The sequence below is a fragment of the Lawsonibacter sp. JLR.KK007 genome (genome assembly GCF_036941135.1).
Classification (GTDB): domain Bacteria; phylum Bacillota; class Clostridia; order Oscillospirales; family Oscillospiraceae; genus Lawsonibacter.
The window spans coordinates 253,298-270,587 of the sequence record NZ_JAYWSY010000001.1; the positions used below are offsets into that span (position 1 = coordinate 253,298).

The window sequence follows — 17,290 nt, forward strand, 5'->3', positions numbered from 1 at the left end:
GCAAAAAATCCCCCTGTCAAGGGGGAAATTTCAGGAAAATGGAGGGATTGGACAGAGCCTGCTCTATGTGGTATAATACCTGCAAGCAAGAGGGGAACGGCTTGACCTCCGCAAGGAGGTGACAAAATGTCGGTGTTAGAAGTCTTGGCACTACTTAACCTGATTGCCGTTGTTATTTTTGGCATTCTCAATATAAAGAAATAACCGGCCCCCCTAGCATAGGAAACCGGCATTTCTCCAGATTATAAATCTTTGAGGAAGAGCCGTGCGACCTGTGCACACCAGGTCAGCCCCTCTTGCGTGTATTATAGCAAAGGAGTTTTGGTTTGTCAATGGAGAAACGAGAGACATTTTCCTCCCGCCTGGGCTTTGTGCTCATCTCGGCGGGCTGCGCCATCGGCTTGGGCAACGTGTGGCGCTTCCCCTACATCACGGGGAAATACGGCGGCGCGGCCTTTGTGCTGCTGTATCTGCTGTTTCTGGTCATTTTGGGCCTGCCCGTCATGGTGATGGAGCTGGCCGTGGGCCGGGGCAGCCAGCGGAGCATTGCCCTGTCCTTCCAGCGCCTGGAGCCTGAGGGGAGCAAATGGCACTGGTACAGCTATGTGGGCTTCGCGGGCAACTACCTGCTGATGATGTTCTACACCGTCATCGCCGGGTGGCTGCTGTACTACTTTGTGGAAATGCTCCGGGGCAGCTTCTCCGGACTGGACGCGGAGGGGGTGGCCGGAGTGTTCGGCAGCCTGCTCAGCCAGCCGGTGACCATGACGGTATATATGACCATCGTCATCGTCATCGGCATGCTGGTGTGCGCCCAGGGCCTGCGCAACGGCGTGGAGCGGGTGAATAAGGTGATGATGCTCTGCCTGCTGGCCCTGATGGTGGTGCTGGCGGTGAACTCCGTCCTGCTGGAAGGGGCGGGGGAGGGCCTGCGGTTCTACCTCCAGCCCAACTTCCGCAATCTGGTTTACGACGGGGAGGGCCGGTTCATCCTGGGCGAGACGGTCTTCGCCGCTATGGGACAGGCGTTTTTCACCCTGTCTCTGGGCATCGGAGCCATCGCCATCTTTGGCAGCTATATCGGCAAGGAGCACCGTCTGGCCGGGGAGGCCCTGCGCATCGGCGTGCTGGACACCTGCGTGGCCTTTGTGGCCGGGCTGATCATCTTCCCCGCCTGCTCCGCCTTCGGCGTGTCCACCGGGGAGGGGCCGGCGCTGGTCTTTGTCACCCTGCCCAACATTTTTAACGCGATGCCCATGGGCCGGCTGTGGGGAGGGGCCTTCTTCCTGTTCCTGTCCTTTGCCGCCCTGTCCACGGTGATCGCCGTGTTTGAGAACATCATCTCCTTTACCATGGACCGGTGGGGGCTGGACCGGAAAAAGGCGGTGTTGATCAATTTGGTGGGCATCTTTCTGCTGTCCATGCCCTGTGTGCTGGGGTCCAACCTGTGGTCCGGGTTCACTGTGCTGGGGATGGACGTGTCCGGCATTGAGGACTTTTTGGTGTCTCAGAACATCCTGCCTCTGGGGTCGCTGGTCTATCTGCTGTTCTGCACCAGCAAAAAGGGCTGGGGCTGGGACCGCTTCCTGGCGGAGGCCAACACCGGCGACGGCCTGGCCTTCCCCAAGGCGGTGCGGTTCTATGTCAGCTATATCCTGCCCCTGATCGTGCTGTTCATCTTTGTGATGGGCTACTGGAACCAGTTTGGGCCATCATAACAGATCGAGGGCAAAAAAGCTTGTATCATATCGTCAAACACACAGGCGGCCCCCGCACCATAGCTGGTGCGGGGGCCGCTGGCGGCTTATCGGAAATATACCAAAGGGTCCTCTGGCGCGGGGGCCTTTTCCACCGACTGGGCGTAGAGTACCACGCCCTCGTCCTCGTAGACGTCGGCGTGCTCCCAGCGGATCTCGGCGGTGACGGTGATCCACTCCCCCTTGCGCAGGGAGCGGGCCTTGGCGTACTTGCAGAGGAAGCCGAAGAAGCGGATGTCCTCCACGCAGCAGGTCATGGCGTTGCGGCCGGGGACGAAGGCGTCCTTGGGCAGCTTCATGCCCGTCATGGCCTGGGCCTTGTAGGTGATGGTTTTTCCCACATACCGCTCCGGGTGTTCCTGGATGTCCAGGTACCAGATGCCGTAGTCGGGGTCCTCCAGGGTGATGTGGGACTCCTCCAGGGAGTAGGGGAGGATGTCCTCCACCGCCAGCTCATCCCCCTGCTCGGTCTCGAAGACGATCTCGCACATCCGGTTTACCGCCCGGACGGAGCGTTTCCAGCCGGACAGGGGCATATCCTCGGTGCAGCGGTTGAACAGGACCATGTCCGCCTCGGTGACCATGTCGATGAACATGGACTGCATGTTGTTGAGATAGGTCTCGAAGGTGGAGCCGTCCACCACGTGGATGGCCTGGTACAGGCCCCAGGTCTTGGGCAGGCGGCAGGTTCGGAGCACGTTCACCGGCCACATGCCGTTGAACTCCAGCAGAACCCGCTCGGGCTGGTAGCGGCGGTCGATTTCTTTGAGGAACTCGGTGTTCAGCTGCTCCGGCTCCTCGATGGGGATCAGGCGGCAGTTGCGCTGGGAGAGAAACTGCTGGTCATACTCCTCCTCGCCGTCCTCGCACCGCAGCAGGACGGTGCGCTGGCCGTCGTTGAAGTAGTCCATGTTCAGGGTGTCGCAGAGGAGGGTGGTCTTTCCGGCGTCCAGAAAGCCGGTGATGAGATACAGCGGGATGCGTGAATCGGGCATGGCGCTCACCTCACGCCAGGAGGAACAGCGTTTCCAGCTGGTCCTCCTTCAGCTCAGAGCCGATGACGCACAGGCGGCCGGTGTAGTCGGCGGCGCCGGTACGGATTTCAAACTCCTCGGGGGTCAGGTCAAAGTGGAGCCAGCTCTCCCCGTCGTCGCAGGGGACCATCCCCTTGGCCCGGAGGACATAGCCGTAGTCTTCGGTCATGGCCAGGGCGGACAGCGCCTCCTGCAGCTCCTCCCGGCTGTACTTCCGGGGGGTCTCACGGCCCCAGGAGGTGAACACCTCGTCAGCATCGTGGTGGTGATCGTGGCCGCAGCAGGCGTCGCAGCAGCAGTCCGCATCGTGCTCATGATGGTGCTCGTGGTCATGCTCATGCTCATGGTGCTCGTGCTCATGATCGTGATGGTCGTGGTCGTGGTGATGCTCATGGCCGTGCTCGTGGTCGTGATGGTGATGATGCTCGTGTTCATGGTGGTGCTGCTCAATTTCCTCCATCAGCTCATAGGCCAGGTCCCGGCCGCCCTCCATGGCGGTGAGGATCTGCGCGCCGGTGAGCTGGTCCCAGGGGGTGGTGAGGATGGCGGCCTTGGGGTTCTTCCCCCGCAGCAGGGCCACGGCGGTATTCAGCTTGTCCTCGCTGATCTTCTGGGTGCGGGACAGAATAATGGCGCAGGCGTGTTCCACCTGGTCGTTAAAGAACTCGCCGAAGTTTTTCATATACACCTTGGCCTTGCCCGCGTCCACCACAGTGACGAAGCTGTTCAGGTGCAGATCGGGGGTTTCCGCCTGCACCCGCTCCACGGCGGCGACAACGTCGGACAGCTTGCCCACGCCGGAGGGCTCGATGACGATGCGGGCGGGGGCGTAGTCGGCCAGCACCTGCTTGAGGGCGGCGCCGAAGTCGCCCACCAGGGAGCAGCAGATGCAGCCGGAGTTCATCTCGGTGATCTCCACCCCGGCGTCCTTGAGGAAGCCGCCGTCGATGCCGATCTCGCCGAATTCGTTTTCGATCAGGACGATTTTCTCCCCCTGAAAGCTCTCCTCCAGCAGCTTCTTGATGAGGGTGGTTTTGCCTGCGCCTAAAAAGCCGGAAATAATGTCGATCTTGGTCATGTGTGTCCTTCCTTTCTTAATCCCAGATCAGGTGGATGCTCTCCATCAGGCGGCACAGCATCGCCGCGCCCTGCTCCCGGGTGAGGTTGGCGGTGGGGGTGAGGCCGTCGGGGAGGGCCTCCAGAATGGTCAGGTTGCGGGCGGGGACCCGGGCCCACTCCGCCCAGTGGTAGAAGTCGGGCAGCTCCTCCAGCATCAGATCGGTGCGGTCCAGGTTAAAGCCGTCCATGCTGGTCCAGGCCGCCACGCTGGACAGAACAGTCACCGCCTCCTGCACGGTGATGGTGTCCTCGGGGCCGAAGGTGCCGTCCCCCCGGCCGGAGAGGAAGCCCAGATCGGTCATGGCGTTGATGTCGTCGGCGTAGGGATGCCCGGCGGGGACGTCGGAGAACTTGGCGCTCTTTCCTGCGGGCAGGTCCAGGGCGGAGGCGGTCATGGCGGCGAACTGGCCCCGGGTGATGTCGCTGGCGGGCTGGAAGGAACCGGCGCTGCTGTCCAGAATGAGGTAGGCGGCCAGGGTGTTGATCTCCCGGGCGTAGGGGCTGCCGGCCACATCAGAGAAGGTTCGGGCGGTGAAGGAGAGCCCCTGCTTCCGGGCCAGCTGAGCGGGGGTGATCTCCGTCCAGGTCAGGGTGCCGCTGCCCTCGTACAGCATGGCGGAGGGGGGCAGCGCCTCCAGCAGCTCGGTGAAGGCGGCCTTGTTGTCCTGCTTCACCGCCTCTGCGGCGTTGATATAGAAGGTCTGGTCCGCAATCTCCAGCTTCAGGCAGCCGGCGGCCCGGGTGGGCTTGGCGCTGGTGAGGAGCATGGCCGCCGTCTCCGTGTTCTCCGGGGAGATGAGCAGGGTGGGCAGCACGCCCAGGATGTGGTTGGTGGCTCCGTCGGGGGCGAAGAAGCGGTAGGCGGTGATCTTCATGGCTTCGCCCGGCTCCATGGCGTAGCTGTTGGTGTCGTCGATGACGATCTGGGCGGTGCCTTTGCCCAGGGTGCGCTGGCCCAGCGCGATGCCAGTGCGGTAGGTGCGGATGTCGCCGGCGAACAGCTCCGAGCCGCTGGCGGAGTGCTCACTGGTGAGCACGATCACCGGCTTTTCGGTGGCGGCGGCGATGCCGGGACGGTAATAGTAGTCCCCGCTGCCGTCCCGGAAGTAGAGCATGATCCGCCCGCCGGTGAACAGTCCGGCGGACAGGGAGGTGGCTCCGCTGTCGCCGCCGGGATTGGACCGCAGGTCCACCACCCACACGGAGGTGCCGTCCTCCAGCTCCCGGATGGCGTTCAGGAAGGACTGGGCGGTGGTGGAGCCGAAGCTGATGCACTCGATGACGCCGGCGTCTCCCACCTGCTCATAGGTGACGATGGGGATGTCCACCGCCCGGCGGACCATGGAGAAGTCCAGCTCCTGCCCGCCGCGGCGGACGGTGATGGTGAGGGGGGTGCCCTCCTCGCCCACAATGGGAATCCGGGGGTCCACCTCGGGGGACATGGGCACGCCGTCGGCGGCGATGAGGATGTCGCCGGGCTGGACGCCCGCCTCCAGAGCGGGGGAGTCGGGCAGGATGGACATGATGCGGTAGCCGTTGTCATAGGCGGTCTCCACGGTGGCTCCGATGCCCACCACCGTCCAGCCGTTGACCGACTGGTTGAAGGCGGTGTACTGCTCCGGAGTCATATAAAAGGTATAGGGATCGCCCAGCGCCTCCAGGATGGCGTCCAGGGAGTCCAGCTCCAGGATCTCCGGAGGCACTCCGTCCACATAGTTGTCGGCCAGCAGCTGTTTGGCGTCCTCCAGGGTCAGGGCGGAGGCGGGCAGGATGGTCAGAGACAGGCCCAGGCTCAGGGCCAGCAGAGAGGAAAGCAGTTTTTTCATGGTATTCTCCTTAAATCTTGGGTGTACGGCAGGTCATCTCCTCCCGCTTGGGGCCGGTGGAGACCATGGTAATGGGCACGCCGATGCGCTGCTCCAGGAAATCCACATAGGCTTGGGCGTTGGCGGGGAGGGCGCTGTAGTCGGTGCAGCCCCGGATGCCGCACTTCCAGCCGGGGAGGGTTTGGAAGACGGGCCTGGCCCGGAGCAGGGCGGGGGTGGTGGGGAAGGAATCGGTGACCGTGCCGTCGATGTCATAGCCCACGCAGACAGGGATCTCGTCCAGGTAGCCCAGCACGTCCAGGCAGGTGAGGGCCGCCTGGGTGGCCCCCTGCACCATGCAGCCGTACCGGGTGGCCACGGCGTCGAACCAGCCCACCCGGCGGGGCCGGCCGGTGGTGGCGCCGAACTCGCCCCGGTCGCCTCCCCGGCGGCGGAGCTCATCCCCCGCCTCGCCGGCGACCTCGCTGACGAAGGGTTCGGTCTGGGAGCCCACGCAGGAGGAGTAAGCCTTGGTGACGCAGATCACATCCTCAATGGCGGTGGGGGGCACCGAGGCCCCCACGCAGCCGTATCCGGCCAGGGTGTGGGAGGAGGTGGTCATGGGGAAGATGCCCAGGTCGGGGTCCTTCATGGAGCCCAGCTGACCCTCCAGCAGGATGGTTTTGCCCTCCTTCAGGGCCTGGTGGACAAAGGCCACCGTGTCCCCCACGTAGGGGCGGATCTGCTCCCGCTGGACGAGGAGCTGGGCCAGCAGCTGCTCCGCGTCCACAGGGGGCTGGTGGTACAGGTGCTGGAAGAGTACGTTTTTCAGCTCCACCGCCGCCGTCAGCCGGTCCCGCAGCCGGGGTTCGTCAAACAGGTCGCAGACCTGGATGCCCGTTTTGGCGTACTTGTCCGAGTAGAAGGGGGCGATGCCGCTCTTAGTGGACCCGAAGGCCCTGCCGCCCAGGCGGGCCTCCTCATAGGTGTCCTGAAGGATGTGGTAGGGCATGAGCAGCTGGGCCCGGTCGGAGACGATCACGTTGGGGGCGGGCACCCCCTGGGCCTGAATCTCCTCCAGCTCGCCGGCCAGCTTGGCGATGTCCAGGGCCACGCCGTTGCCGATGACATTGGTGACGTGGGGGTAAAACACCCCCGAGGGGAGGGTGTGCAGGGCGAAGCGGCCGTAGCCGTTGATGATGGTGTGGCCCGCGTTGGCCCCGCCCTGAAAGCGGATGACCACGTCGGACTGTTCGGCCAGCAGGTCGGTGACCTTGCCCTTGCCCTCGTCGCCCCAGTTGGCGCCTACGATTGCTTTTACCATATTGCTGCCTCCGGGGACCGGGATTCGCGGCCAGAACAGGGTCCGCCTTTTCCAGCCCCCCGTAACGGGGGTATTATACCTCTTTTTGTGCGGGCTTGCAAGGGCAAAAGCGACAGAAATGCGGCGGTCCCCGCTCCGGCTGCAGAGCGGGGACCGCACATATTCTGGAACCATGGGCTGGGGTCCCGGGGGAAGGGATCAATAATTTTCCGCCTTGATCTGGAAGTAAGCCTGGGGGTGCCGGCAGACGGGACAGACCTCCGGGGCCTGCCTGCCCACGCAGATGTGGCCGCAGTTGGCGCACTGCCAAATCATGTCGCCCTCTCGGGAGAAGACCAGCCCGCCCTCCAGGTTGGCCAGCAGCCTGCGGTAGCGCTCCTCGTGCTCCTTTTCGATTTTGCCCACCGCCTCAAAGAGGAAGGCGATGTCCAAAAACCCCTCCTCCCGGGCCTCCTGGGCCATTTTGGCGTACATGTCGGTCCACTCGGCGTTCTCCCCCTGGGCGGCGGCCTCCAGATTTTCGGCGGTGGTGCCGATGCCACCCAGCAGCTTGAACCAGATTTTGGCGTGCTCCTTCTCGTTGGCGGCGGTCTCCTCAAAGAGCTGGGCGATCTGGACATAGCCCTCCTTCTTGGCCTTGGAGGCGAAGTAGGTGTACTTGTTTCGGGCCTGGCTCTCCCCGGCAAAGGCGGTCCACAGGTTTTGCTCGGTCTTGCTTCCCTTCAGTTCAGGCATGGGTATTCCTCCTTAATAATAATTATTCGCGTTTTGGCAAAGCCATCATATCAGATTCCAGAGGGGTTGTCAATGGAACCGGGGGATTTTTTTACCAATAGTGGTACCGCTTGCGGTAATTCCAGGTGAGGAACAGGGCCACGGCGGCGCCCAGGCCGTCGGCGGCCACCACGGCCAGCCAGATGCCGTCCAGATCCAGCAGCAGGGGGAGAAGCAGCACCATCCCGCCCCGGAACAAAAAGGTGCGCAGGAAGGAAATCAGCGCGGATACCGGTCCGTTGCACAGGCTGGTGAACAGTCCGGAGCCAAAGATGCCAAAGCCCACGAACAGATAGCTGAGGGCAAAGATCCGGAAGCCATGGACCGTCAGATCCATCAGGGCGGGGCTGTAGCCCACAAAGGCCAGCGCCAGGGGCCGGGCCAGCGCCTCCGACAGAACCACCATGGACGCCGAGCAGAGCACAACCACCGTCAGGCACTTGCGCAGCAGGCTTTTCAGCTCCGCCCGGTTGTCCGCCCCGAAGTGGAAGCCGATAACCGGGCCTACCCCCATGGTGAAGCCCAAAAAGACGGCGGCAAAGGCGAAGTCCACATACATCATCACCGAGTAGGCCGCCACGCCCGCTTCCCCCACCAAGCGCATCAGCTGGAGGTTGTAGAGAATCCCGATCAGGGAGGAGGACAGGTTGCTCATCAGCTCGGAAGAGCCGTTGGAGCAGGCGTTTTTCAGCTCCCTGGGGTAGAGCCGGGTCGGGCACAGCCGCAGCCGGCCCCGCCTGGGGCGCAGGAAGTACAGCAGGGGGAGCAAGCCCCCGATGACATAGCTGAGTATCGTTCCCCAGGCCGCCCCGGCGATGCCCAGATCGCACAGGGCGATGAGGACGTAGTCCATCACAATGTTGGTACACCCGGAGGCCAGCGACACCGCCAGCCCCAGCTTGGGCAGCTCCGCCGTGACGAAGAAGACCTGGAAGGAGATCTGGAGCATAAAGGGGGCGGTCCCCGCCAGCAGGACCCGGCCATAGGCGATGCAGTCGTCCATGAGCAGGTCGCTGGCCCCCGCCAGCCGGGCGATGGGTTCCACAAGCAGCGCGCCGCCGATGGACAGGACCGTCCCCAGACCGAGGACGCACAGGATAATCATGGAAAAATACCGGTTGGCCAGGTCCGGCTTGTCCTCGCCCATGGTGCGGGCCACAATGGCGCTGCCCCCGGACCCCAGCATAAAGCCGAAGGCCGCCAAAATCATGGCCACCGGGAAGATGATGTTGACCGCCGACAGGGCCAGTTCCCCCACCAGGTTGGAGACGAACAGCCCGTCCACCACGCTGTAGATTGAGGTAAAGATCATGGTCACGATGGAGGGCAGGGTAAAGCGCAGCAGTCTGCTGTAGGTGAAGTGGTCAGAAAGTTGGACTGGCATCAAAATTTATTCCTCCTGGGATGAATGGAATAGGGGTTCCGCGTAATGGAGCAGCAGTTCCATCCGCTGGCGGTGGAGGGTCAGCAGGCGCTCCCGGTCCTCCCCGGTCATGTCTAGGAAGGCCAGTTCCTCCATCCGCAGGACCGGGCGGACGGTGCGCGCGGCCAGGTCCAAGCCCGCTTCGGTGAGGTGGATGTTCTTGTTGCGCCCGGACCCGCCGGACAGGCGGAGGCAGCCCTCCCGCTCCAGCTGCTTCAGAGCGGAGTGGATGGTCTGCTTGCTGAAACAGAGAAGGCCGCACAGCTCCGTCTGGGTGAGGGGCTTCTGGGCGGCCTCCAGGGTGTACAGCACCCAAAAGGCGGAGCTGGACAGGTGAAAATGCCGGGCCAGCCGGTGATACAGACTGTCCTCCTCCTTGTACAGGCGGTTGTATTCCTCATTGAACTGGGTAAACTTCATGGCGGCCCCTCCCTGAACCTGAAAGTCCGAAATCAGACTTTGGCCATTGTAGTCTGATTTCGGACTTTTGTCAAGGGGCTTTGCGAAAATAATAAGGAGAGGGATGTCCCTCTCCGTTTGGTTCACGGTTCCTCCGGGTTGTACAGCTCGCCGCCGGCCTCAATCTGCCAGCCCCGCGGCAATGTCCAGGATGCGGGAGGCGGCCTCCTCCTTGGACATGAGGGGCAGCTCCTCCGCGCCGTCTTTGGTGATGACGGTCATCACGTTGGTGTCGGTGCCGAAGCCAGCCCCGGCTACCTTCAGGTTGTTGGCGCAGATCATGTCCACCTTCTTTTTCTCCAGCTTGGCCCGGCTGTTTTCCAGCATGTTCTGGGTCTCCATGGAGAAGCCGCACAGCACCTGGCCCGGACGGCGGTGCTCCCCCAGGTATTGGAGGATGTCCTGGGTGCGCTTCAGGGGGATGGACAGGTCGCCGTCCTTCTTTTTCACCTTGTCGTCAAAATACTGGGCGGGGGTGTAGTCGGCCACGGCGGCGGCCTTGAAGATGAAATCGGCCCACTCCTGCCGGGCGGCTGCGGCCTCGAACATGTCCTGGGCGGAGACGGCGTCCACCACCTCCACAAAGGGGGGGGGCTGAATGGCTGTGGGTCCGGAGATCAGCACCACCTCCGCCCCCCGGAGCATGGCCATTTTGGCGATGGCGAAGCCCATTTTCCCGGTGGAGTGGTTGGTGAGATAGCGCACCGGGTCCAGGGCCTCCTGGGTGGGACCGGCTGTGACCAGAACACGCTTCCCGGCCAGGTCGTGGGGCAGGGCGGCGGCCCGCAGGATCTGCTGGAGCAGCGCCTCCGGTTCGGGAAGCTTGCCCGCCCCCACCGCTCCGCAGGCCAGCCGCCCGCTGGCAGGGGAGATCACTTGCCAGCCGTAGCGGCGCAGGGCGTTCAGATTGTCCTGGGTGACGGGATTTTCGAACATCTGCGTGTTCATGGCCGGGGCGATGAGCTTGGGACAGGTGCAGGCCAGCACGGTGGTGGTGAGCATGTCGTCGGCCAGTCCGTGGGCCAGCTTGGCGCACACGTTGGCGGTGGCGGGGGCAATCATGACCAAATCCGTCCGGCTGGCCAGGGCGATGTGCTCCACCTGATGAGAAAAGTTCCGGTCAAAGGTGTCCACCATACAGCGGCGGCCCGTCAGCTGCTCAAAGGTGAGGGGGGCGATGAATTGGGTGGCGTGGGGGGTCATGACCACCTCCACATTGGCGCGCTGCTTCACCAGCGCCGAGGCCAGCGCCGCCGCCTTGTAGGCCGCGATGCCCCCCGTGACCCCCAGCAGAATGGTTTTTCCCTGTAACATGGCGGGTTCCTCCTTTGTGTTTTCTCCATTATACCCTCCCTGGCCCCCGGCTGTAAAGCCGTAAAGTTTTTTCTTGCATCTTGGGCCGGTATCCTGTATAATAAGCGGCTGAGAGGACGGGGCGCGTCCTCGCCCTCTTAATAAATGCGCTGCATCCGCAGATGGCGGAGCGGCAGCAGGAGGTAATTTGTATGAAAACCCGTAAGTACGACACCCGTTGGATGGTCAGCGTGGCGCTGATGGCTGCCATTGTGGTCCTGCTGGCCAACACCCCCCTGGGCCTGATCCCTCTGCCCATCATCAAGGCCACCACCACCCATATTCCGGTGATTGTAGGCGCAATCCTGCTGGGCCCTCTGGCAGGCGGCATCTTGGGCGGTGTGTTTGGCATCTGCTCCATGATTAACAACACCATCGCCCCGGCGGTGCTGTCCTTTGCCTTCTCCCCGGTTATGGCCGCGAACAATACGGGAGCGGTGGGTGCGCTGAAGGCCCTGTGGGTCGCCTTTGGGTGCCGGATTATGATCGGCGTGGTGTCCGGCTGGCTTTGGATTGGGCTGAAAAAGGCCAGGGTGAGCGACTACATCGCCTTGCCGGTGGTGGGCTTTGCAGGGGCGATGACCAATACAGTGTGCGTCATGGGCAGCATCTATTTTCTGCTGCGGCCTGAGTACGCCCAGGCCATGGGCGTGGCCACCGACGCCGTGTTCGGCCTGGTGATGGGCGTCATCACCGGCTCCAGCGTGCTGGAGGCCATTGTGGCCCTGGTGCTGGTCACCGCAATCGGCAAGGCCCTGCTCCATGTGCCCGTCTTCCGGACCAAGCCCCAGGTCGGGTAATTTTCAGAAATCAGGTGAGCGCCATGCTCCTGGCAATCGACATCGGCAATACCAACATCGTCATCGGCGGCATCGACGGCGGAAAAACCTCCTTTGAGGCCCGCGTCGCCACCGACCGCATCAAGACCTCCGACCAGTACGGCTCCGAGATCAAGAGTATGCTCAGCCTCTTTGACGTGAGACCAAGCGACGTGGAGGACTGCATCATCTCCTCGGTGGTGCCGCCGGTGTTCAACTCGGTGCGGACCGGGGTGATGAAGGTGATCGGCAAGGCCCCAATGGTGGTGGGCCCCGGCATCAAGACCGGGCTGAACATCCAGATGGACACCCCCTCCCAGGTGGGCAGCGACCGCATTGTCATCGCCGTAGCCGCCCTGGCGGAGTACGAGCCGCCCCTCACACTGCTGGATCTGGGCACCGCCACCACCATTGAGGTGGTGGGCAAGGGCAGTACATATTTGGGGGGGTGCATCATCCCCGGCGTGCGCATCTCGATGGACGCGCTGACCTCCCGCACCGCCCAGCTGCCGGGCATCAGCCTGGACCAGCCCAAGCGGGTGATCGGCAAGAACACGGTGGACTGCATGCGCAGCGGCATTATGTACGGCACCGCCGCCATGCTGGACGGCATGCTGGACCGGGTGGAGGAGGAGCTGGGCTTTTCCACCACCGTGGTGGCCACCGGCGGAATGGCCAAATTCATCGTCCCCCTGTGCCGCCGGGAAATCCGGCTGGAGAAGGACCTTTTGCTGAAGGGGCTGAATATCCTCTATCAGAAGAACAAAAAGCCTTGACAACGCCCCGGATCTTGCATATAATTCCGGTATAAGGCAATGCGAAAGAGGAGTACCCATGTGCGGACGCCAAAGAGAGGGGACGGTCGGTGCGAGTCCCTGGTCCGGCCTGGGGAAGGTGGCTTTCGGGCCCTGCCCCTGAAGAACAGTAAGGGGCGGCGGAGCTTCCCGTTACAGAAGGCAGGAGCGTCCCCGTCCGGGGAAATTCAGGTGGTACCGCGGTTTTATAATCGCCCTGAGTCCGTTTGGACTCGGGGCGTTTTTTGTGAGGTGAGCTGATTTGGTCGTGATACAGACCACCATCGATCAGAAGGCCATGACCGCCCTGGCGAAAATGACCCGCAAGACCATGCGCCGGGGACGGAACGGTCCGGTGCGGCTGCTGGCTTGGTTCGTGGTGCTGCTGGAGGCGTTTCTCGCCGCCATCTACCTCCGGGCCGGGGTGAGCGGCTGGCAGACCAATGCACTGCTGGGGGCGGTCATGTTGGGGTGCATCCTCAGCGAGGACCGGGTCAATGGGGCCGTCGGCCTGCGCCGGACCCCTCCCGGGGGCCGGGAAGTGAACGCCGCCTTTCAGGAGAAGGAGAGCTGCTATGTCTGCCGGGCTCAGCTGGGGGAACGCTGGTGGCCCTACAGCCAGATTCAGGCGGCGGTGGAGACCAGGCACTACTTTGCCCTGCTTCTGGACCGGAAGCACGGCCAGGTTTTTTCCAAACAGGGCATCGCCTGGGGCAGCGAGGAGGAGTTCCGGGCGCTGATCCGAACGAAGACAGGACTGAAGATACAATACATTCGATAGGAGGTATGGAATGAACGCACCACAGGGAACACTGATGTTTCGAGGCACCACCGAGCAGCTGGAGACAGCCGGCGACTGGCTGATCCTGCTCAGCTACACCCGCATGATGCGCATCGGCCGGATTATGGGACCGATGGTGACCATCTTTCTGGCGCTGGCCGGGTTTGTCCAATTTCGGGAGGGAAATCCGTCCATGTTTTTCCTCTACATGATCCTCACGCTTTACGTGGGCATGACGATCATACGGAAGACCAGCGGCGGCGACCCGGCTGCGGCGGTGCAGGCCAACCGGCAGGCCCGGCAGAAGGCGGCGGAGGCGGGCCGGTACAACGGCGAGCTGCCCTTCCGCATCGAGCTGGAGGGGAAGGAGTGCCGGATCTATTTCGACGGCAGCCAGCCCCATCAGATCTTCGACTGCCGGACCTTCCGCACTGCGGTCGAGTGCGACGAGATCGTGTGGATCACCGGCAAGCGGATGGCCGGCCTGCCCCTGCCCAAGGCCCAGCTGGAGGGCTCCCCCGGCGACCTGCGCCGCTGGCTGAAGCCCTACGTGGCCATCTGGTACACCTGTCCCATTCCGGAAAAGCTGAAGGCGGCGGTGACAGGGCAGGAGGTGGCGGACTGATGCTGTTTGCCGTGGAGCAGAACGGCCTGTTCGCGCCAGGACTGCTCTGGGAGTACGGCCGGGTGCTGGGGAAGAGCCGCAGAAAAACCTGTTTGGGCAGGCTGCTGCAGCTTCCCGGCGCATGGATTCTGTTCCTGGGGGTCACCTTCACCCTGGGCATGTTTCTGACCCTGCGGGAGCCGCTGACGGACGACGAGGAGCTGGGTATGGTGCTCATGGCGCCCCTGAACCTGCTGCTGCTGCTGTGGGGGACCAGCTGGACCGGGCTGGTCCGCCTGCCCGCGGCCCTGTTCCGCCTGTTCCGGCTGCGGCGCACGGAGCAGAACGCCCGGTTTTACCTCGGCTATATGGAGGAATGCCGGGACATGATCCGCACCAGCTGTCCCTATGAGGCGGTCCGGGATGTGTATGAGGGCAGGCGGGCCTTTTTCCTCCAGATGGAGGGGGGCCGGTTCCTGATCCTGCAAAAAGACTGCTTCATGACCGGCGAGCCGGGGGCGTTCCGCCGCCTGATGGATGAAAAGTGCGGAAAACCAGTCAATAAGCTGTAATTCAAGGATAAAGGAGAATTTGAGATGAAAAAAGAACTGCCCAAGGTTTATGAACCCCAGGAGGTGGAGGCCCGCGTCTACGAGACCTGGGAGAAAGCGGGTTGCTTCAAGGGGGTGCGGGACCCGAAAAAGAAGCCCTTTACCATCGTCATGCCGCCCCCCAACGTGACGGGCCAGCTGCACATGGGCCACGCCATGGACGACTCCCTCCAGGACATGCTCATCCGCTATAAGCGGATGCAGGGCTATGCCGCCCTGTACCTCCCTGGTACCGACCACGCGGGCATCGCCACCCAGGTGAAGGTGGAGGAGGAGCTGCGCAACAACGAGGGGCTGAGCCGCTACGACCTGGGCCGGGAGAAGTTCCTGGAGCGGGTGTGGGACTGGAAGGCCAAATACGGCGCCCGGATTGTCCAGCAGCAGAAGAAGCTGGGCATCTCCGCCGACTGGGAGCGGTCCCGCTTCACCATGGACGAGGGCCTCTCCCAAGCGGTGCGCCATGTGTTTGTCTCCCTCTATCAGAAGGACCTGATCTACAAGGGCTCCCGGATCATCAACTGGTGCCCCCACTGCGTCACCGCCCTGAGCGACGCGGAGGTGGAGTATCAGGACAAGCCCGGCCACCTGTGGCACATGCGCTACCCCCTGGCTGACGGCTCCGGCTATCTGGTGGTGGCCACCACCCGGCCCGAGACCATGATGGGCGACACCGGCGTGGCCGTCAACCCCAACGACGAGCGGTACAAGCACCTGGTGGGCAAGACCTGCATCCTGCCCCTGATGGACCGGGAGATCCCCATTGTGGCCGACGAGTATGTGGAGATGGACTTCGGCACCGGCTGCGTGAAGATGACCCCCGCCCACGACCCCAACGACTTCGAGGTGGGCCTGCGCCACAACCTGGAGACCATCCGGGTGCTGGACGACAGCGGCGTGGTCAACGCCAACGGCGGAAAGTATGAGGGCATGGACCGCTACGAGGCCCGGAAGGCGGTGGTGGCCGACCTGGAGGCCCTGGGGCTGATGGAGAAGATCGAGCCCTACTCCCACAACGTGGGCACCTGCTACCGCTGCCACAGCGATGTGGAGCCCCTGATCTCCGCCCAGTGGTTTGTCCGCATGGAGCCCCTGGCCAAGGAGGCCCTGCGGGTGGTCAACGAGGGGGAAGTGAACTTCGTCCCCGACCGCTTCGCCAAGACCTACACCAACTGGATGGAGAACGTCCACGACTGGTGCATCAGCCGCCAGCTGTGGTGGGGCCACCAGATCCCCGCCTGGTACTGCGCGGACTGCGGCCACGTCACCGTCTCGGAGACCGATCCCGACCGCTGTGAGAAGTGCGGCTCCCAGCACATCGAGCGGGACCCCGACGTGCTGGACACCTGGTTCTCCTCCGCCCTGTGGCCCTTCTCCACCCTGGGCTGGCCGGACGAAAACAGCGAGGATTTCAAGTATTTCTACCCCACCGACGTGCTGGTCACCGGCTACGACATCATCTTCTTCTGGGTGGCCCGGATGATCTTCTCCGCCTGCGCGCACACGGGGAAGCCCCCCTTCCACACCGTCTTCATCCACGGCCTGGTCCGGGACGACAAGGGCCGGAAGATGTCCAAGTCTCTGGGCAACGGCATCGATCCCCTGGAGATTGCCGACAAATACGGCGCCGACGCGCTGCGCTTCAATCTGGTCACCGGCAACTCCCCGGGCAACGACATGCGCTTCTTCACGGAGCGGTGCGAGGCCATGCGCAACTTCGCCAACAAGATCTGGAACGCCAGCCGCTTCCTGATGATGAACCTGACCATCGACAAGTGCGAGCTGCCCCAGAAGCTGGAGCTGGAGGACAAGTGGATTCTGTCCAAGCTGAACCGGGCCGTGGCCGAGATCACCGAGAACATGGACCGGTATGAGCTGGGCGTCGCCGCCCAGAAGATTTACGACTTCATCTGGGACGACTACTGCGACTGGTATATCGAGCTGACCAAGACCCGCCTCCAGGGGGAGGACGAGGACAGCAAGGTCCGGGCTCAGCAGGTGCTGTGCTGGGTGCTGACAGAAATGCTCAAGCTGCTCCACCCCTTCATGCCCTTCATCACGGAGGAAATCTGGCAGGCCCTGCCCCACGAGGGGGACTTCCTGATGATGCGGGACTGGCCCGTGGCCTCTGAGACCATGAACTTCCCCCAGGAGGAAAAGGCCATGGAGCTGATTATGGACGCCATCCGGGCCATCCGGGGCCGCCGCAGCGAGATGAACGTGCCCCCCTCCAAGAAAGCCCGCCTCACCGTGGCCACCATGGAGACGGAGATCTTCACCCTGGGCGTGCCCTTCCTGAAGAAGCTGGCCTACGCCAGCGAGGTGGAGATTGTCCCCTTCGCCCAGGCCCAGGCCGATGACGCCGCCGCCCAGGCCGGGCAGGTGTCCATCGTCACCCACGCCGCCCAGCTGTCCATCCCCCTGGGGGAGCTGGTGGACCTGGAGAAGGAGAAGCAGCGTGTGGAGAAGGAGCTGAAAAAGCAGTCCGCCGAGCTGGAAAAGCTGAACGCCAAGCTGAACAACCCAGGTTTTGTCAACAAGGCCCCCGCCCATGTGGTGGAGGCGGAAAAAGAACGGGCTATACAGCTTGCCGAACTGGTGGCCAAGCTGGAAGCCCAACAGAAAGGGATGTGACAG

General features: G+C 63.1%; 15 protein-coding genes and 1 other annotated feature. Of the genes, 7 read left to right on the plus strand and 8 right to left on the minus strand.

Going from position 1 to position 17,290, the window contains the following annotated elements:
- Positions 1-332: 332 nt before the first annotated feature.
- Positions 333-1,718, plus strand: coding sequence for a sodium-dependent transporter (locus VV088_RS01580; RefSeq protein ID WP_334599051.1), 1,386 nt, complete (start codon positions 333-335; stop codon positions 1,716-1,718).
- 86 nt (positions 1,719-1,804) lie between these two features.
- On the opposite strand, the gene VV088_RS01585 is transcribed toward VV088_RS01580, so the two are convergent.
- The 8 genes from VV088_RS01585 to coaBC all read right to left on the minus strand — a co-directional run bounded on the left by VV088_RS01585 (position 1,805) and on the right by coaBC (position 11,009).
- Positions 1,805-2,752, minus strand: coding sequence for a TIGR03943 family putative permease subunit (locus tag VV088_RS01585; RefSeq protein ID WP_334599052.1), 948 nt, complete (start codon positions 2,750-2,752; stop codon positions 1,805-1,807).
- A gap of 10 nt (positions 2,753-2,762) precedes the next feature.
- Entirely contained in the window at positions 2,763-3,869 is a 1,107-nt protein-coding gene (locus VV088_RS01590; protein WP_334599053.1) for a CobW family GTP-binding protein, read from the minus strand.
- Positions 3,870-3,885: 16 nt separating this feature from the next.
- A complete protein-coding gene (locus VV088_RS01595) occupies positions 3,886-5,736 on the minus strand; it encodes a S41 family peptidase (RefSeq protein ID WP_334599054.1) in 1,851 nt (616 codons plus the stop codon).
- 10 nt (positions 5,737-5,746) lie between these two features.
- On the minus strand, positions 5,747-7,039 hold the full coding sequence (locus VV088_RS01600; protein WP_334599055.1) for an adenylosuccinate synthase: 1,293 nt from the start codon (positions 7,037-7,039) through the stop codon (positions 5,747-5,749).
- Positions 7,040-7,237: 198 nt separating this feature from the next.
- Positions 7,238-7,774 (minus strand): rubrerythrin, encoded by a 537-nt coding sequence (gene rbr, locus VV088_RS01605; RefSeq protein WP_334599056.1) that lies wholly within the window; start codon positions 7,772-7,774, stop codon positions 7,238-7,240.
- A 91-nt stretch (positions 7,775-7,865) separates the two neighbouring features.
- Positions 7,866-9,197 carry an MATE family efflux transporter gene (locus VV088_RS01610; protein ID WP_334599057.1) on the minus strand — a complete coding sequence of 444 codons (1,332 nt, stop codon included), beginning with the start codon at positions 9,195-9,197 and terminating at the stop codon, positions 7,866-7,868.
- Positions 9,198-9,203: 6 nt separating this feature from the next.
- Positions 9,204-9,656 carry a MarR family winged helix-turn-helix transcriptional regulator gene (locus VV088_RS01615; protein ID WP_334599058.1) on the minus strand — a complete coding sequence of 151 codons (453 nt, stop codon included), beginning with the start codon at positions 9,654-9,656 and terminating at the stop codon, positions 9,204-9,206.
- A 159-nt stretch (positions 9,657-9,815) separates the two neighbouring features.
- The gene (gene coaBC / locus VV088_RS01620) at positions 9,816-11,009 is read right to left on the minus strand and encodes a bifunctional phosphopantothenoylcysteine decarboxylase/phosphopantothenate--cysteine ligase CoaBC (RefSeq protein ID WP_334599059.1); all 1,194 of its coding nucleotides are present in this window, start codon (positions 11,007-11,009) and stop codon (positions 9,816-9,818) included.
- A 191-nt stretch (positions 11,010-11,200) separates the two neighbouring features.
- On the opposite strand from coaBC, the gene VV088_RS01625 reads away from it, so the two are divergent.
- The 6 genes from VV088_RS01625 (at position 11,201) to VV088_RS01650 (ending at position 17,287) form a co-directional block, all read left to right on the plus strand.
- On the plus strand, positions 11,201-11,848 hold the full coding sequence (locus VV088_RS01625) for an ECF transporter S component (RefSeq protein WP_334599060.1): 648 nt from the start codon (positions 11,201-11,203) through the stop codon (positions 11,846-11,848).
- A gap of 23 nt (positions 11,849-11,871) precedes the next feature.
- Positions 11,872-12,642: a type III pantothenate kinase gene (locus tag VV088_RS01630; protein WP_334599061.1), complete on the plus strand. Its 771-nt coding sequence runs from the start codon at positions 11,872-11,874 to the stop codon at positions 12,640-12,642.
- A 30-nt stretch (positions 12,643-12,672) separates the two neighbouring features.
- Positions 12,673-12,883 (plus strand) — a binding site (T-box leader).
- A 39-nt stretch (positions 12,884-12,922) separates the two neighbouring features.
- Positions 12,923-13,441, plus strand: coding sequence for a YcxB family protein (locus VV088_RS01635; RefSeq protein WP_442913101.1), 519 nt, complete (start codon positions 12,923-12,925; stop codon positions 13,439-13,441).
- Positions 13,442-13,451: 10 nt separating this feature from the next.
- Entirely contained in the window at positions 13,452-14,066 is a 615-nt protein-coding gene (locus tag VV088_RS01640; RefSeq protein WP_334599062.1) for a hypothetical protein, read from the plus strand.
- Entirely contained in the window at positions 14,066-14,617 is a 552-nt protein-coding gene (locus VV088_RS01645; protein WP_334599063.1) for a YcxB family protein, read from the plus strand. Before VV088_RS01640 ends, VV088_RS01645 begins: the two co-directional genes overlap by 1 nt.
- Before the next feature lie 24 nt (positions 14,618-14,641).
- Positions 14,642-17,287: a valine--tRNA ligase gene (locus VV088_RS01650; protein WP_334599064.1), complete on the plus strand. Its 2,646-nt coding sequence runs from the start codon at positions 14,642-14,644 to the stop codon at positions 17,285-17,287.
- Positions 17,288-17,290: the final 3 nt, after the last annotated feature.